This window comes from Streptomyces sp. NPDC111516 (genome assembly GCF_055635345.1).
The window spans coordinates 1-1,988 of sequence record NZ_JBVKBV010000072.1 but is presented as its reverse complement, the minus strand read 5'-3'; the positions used below and the strand labels follow the sequence as shown (position 1 = coordinate 1,988).

At 67.6% G+C, this 1,988-nt stretch carries 3 protein-coding genes; 1 reads left to right on the top strand and 2 read right to left on the bottom strand.

Features of this window, described 5'->3' with window-relative positions; translation table 11 throughout:
* Positions 1–104: 104 nt before the first annotated feature.
* Both ACZ7L9_RS38075 and ACZ7L9_RS38070 read right to left on the bottom strand, forming a co-directional pair.
* Positions 105–263: a hypothetical protein gene (locus ACZ7L9_RS38075; RefSeq protein WP_471422099.1), complete on the bottom strand. Its 159-nt coding sequence runs from the start codon at positions 261–263 to the stop codon at positions 105–107.
* A gap of 110 nt (positions 264–373) precedes the next feature.
* On the bottom strand, positions 374–721 hold the full coding sequence (locus tag ACZ7L9_RS38070; RefSeq protein ID WP_471422098.1) for an antibiotic biosynthesis monooxygenase family protein: 348 nt from the start codon (positions 719–721) through the stop codon (positions 374–376).
* Between the two features lie 208 nt (positions 722–929).
* Here ACZ7L9_RS38070 and ACZ7L9_RS38065 point away from each other — a divergent pair, with 208 nt between their 5' ends.
* Entirely contained in the window at positions 930–1,586 is a 657-nt protein-coding gene (locus ACZ7L9_RS38065) for a maleylpyruvate isomerase N-terminal domain-containing protein (protein WP_471422097.1), read from the top strand.
* The last annotated feature ends 402 nt before the right edge of the window (positions 1,587–1,988 follow it).

Genomic DNA, 1,988 nt, shown 5'->3' with positions numbered 1-1,988 from the left:
ACACAACAATCCGCCTCGCCCGGACACCCCCGTCGTCGTCCTTGCCAAGCCCACCAAAACAGCCCCAACCCCACGGACGCAGCACTAAAACACCGATATTGCTACTAGTCGGCCAGGATCGGCGAGAGGTCGAGCGCCTGGTCGGCCAGGTCGGCGACGATCCGGGCCAGGTGGTCCTCGGGCAGCCAGTCGTCCGGCGACGGGGCAGCAGCAACACCTGGTGCGGGTCGAATGCCGGAACCGCTTGTCCACCGCCGCCGCACGCGCCTGCGGCCGCTTCGCTTCGACCGGCTCGACCTCGAACAGCCCATCGCCACCACACATACCGGAATCATCCCGCATGAATGATCACGAGGATGGGCGCCGGTGGCACCTACAAATCTGCCGGGCGGGTAAACCCGTAGGCGCGCTCGACCTTGGCCACGTGGAGCGAGAACGAGGCATACCAGTGCTCGCGTCCGTGCGCACGGGCCAGGACGTGCTCTGCGTGATCCCGCCAAGCGGCAATCGAGTCCTCGTCCCTCCAGTACGACACCGTGATTCCCAGGCCATCCGCACCGCGAGCGGAATCGACACCGAGGAATCCCGGCTGGTCGGCAGCCAGTTTCAGCAACCGCTCGTCTGTCTCCCCATAGCCGTTGTCGCCAGTGGTCCGCATGGCGGTGAACACCACGGCGTAGTAGGGCGGGGCGGGCAGCGACGCGGGCGCAAGATCGGTCATGGAGGTCCTCCAACAGACGACACCGGCAGTATCGCCTCGAACGATCTCGCGCACCCACCCGAACTCACAACCCCGCTGTCCGGTTACGGGCTGCCCCGCGATTGATCGCGGGGCAGCCCGTAAGACGTCACGGAAGATCGGTTAGGTACACGAGCCGACTGTCCGAATTCGCTTGTCCGTCGTTCCGAGTCCGGCTTACGGTGCCGTAATGGATCTCTTCTCACGTTCTTGGACGGCGTTGCGCACGGCGGTCGCCGAATTGCCGGACGAGGACTTCGAGCGGCCGTCCGGCTGTACCGGCTGGCTCGTGCGGGACCTGGTCTGCCACCTGGTCATCGACGCCCAGGACGTCCTGATCACCCTGGTCACGCCCGCCGAAACCGAACCGACCGCGGACTCGGTCAGCTACTGGGACCTACTCGCCGAACCACCGACCGGCGAGGACCCCCTCGATGCGCTGATCCCCCGGCTGGCCGCCGCATACGGCGAGCCGCGGTGGCTCAAGTTCCACCTCGACGACGTCGGTTCCGCCGCGGGCCGGGCCGCCGAACTCGCCGATCCCGCCCTCCGCGTCAGCACCCAGGACAAGGTGCTGACCGTCGGCGACTACCTGTCCGCGTACGTGCTCGAATGGACCTTGCACCACCTCGATCTGATCGCGTATCTGCCGTCGGCCGCCGAGCCGCTCGCCGAGACCCTCGCCGCGGCCCGCGCGTCGCTGGAGAAGATCGCCGGGACCCCGTTTCCCGCCTCGTTCTCCGACAAGGACGCGCTGCTGATCGGCACCGGACGTCGCACGCTGACCGACGCTGAGAGGGCTGCTCTGGGCGATCTCGCCGCAAAGCTCCCGCTCATCCTCGGCTGACGACGTTGTCGGCAGTTGAAGATCGGCGTGGCCGTGACGTGGAGGGGGCCGCACGGGTTCTTCGAGTGTGAACAAGAAGAGGTGGGCCCGTGCGACCTTGTCCCATCCTGCCTTTACCGGCATCTTCCGCGCACATCTCGGCGGTTCGATCAAGGAGTTGGCCCCTCGGTGGCAGACCCGGCGGGAGTCCGCGCTGCGTGAGCGGCGCCACGGTGCCCGCCGACGGCAGGCCGGGGCCGGGCCGAAGTGCGAACTCACCAGGGGCGCACACTGTGGTCCGGCGCCGTGCGGCCCGGGCCGCATGCACGACCAGAGTGCGACACGAAGGCGCACGCAACGAGCGGTTGCGCGGAAAGGAGGCCGACTGATGTCGGCGGCGTAATCCCAGGCCAGTGTCCGAGT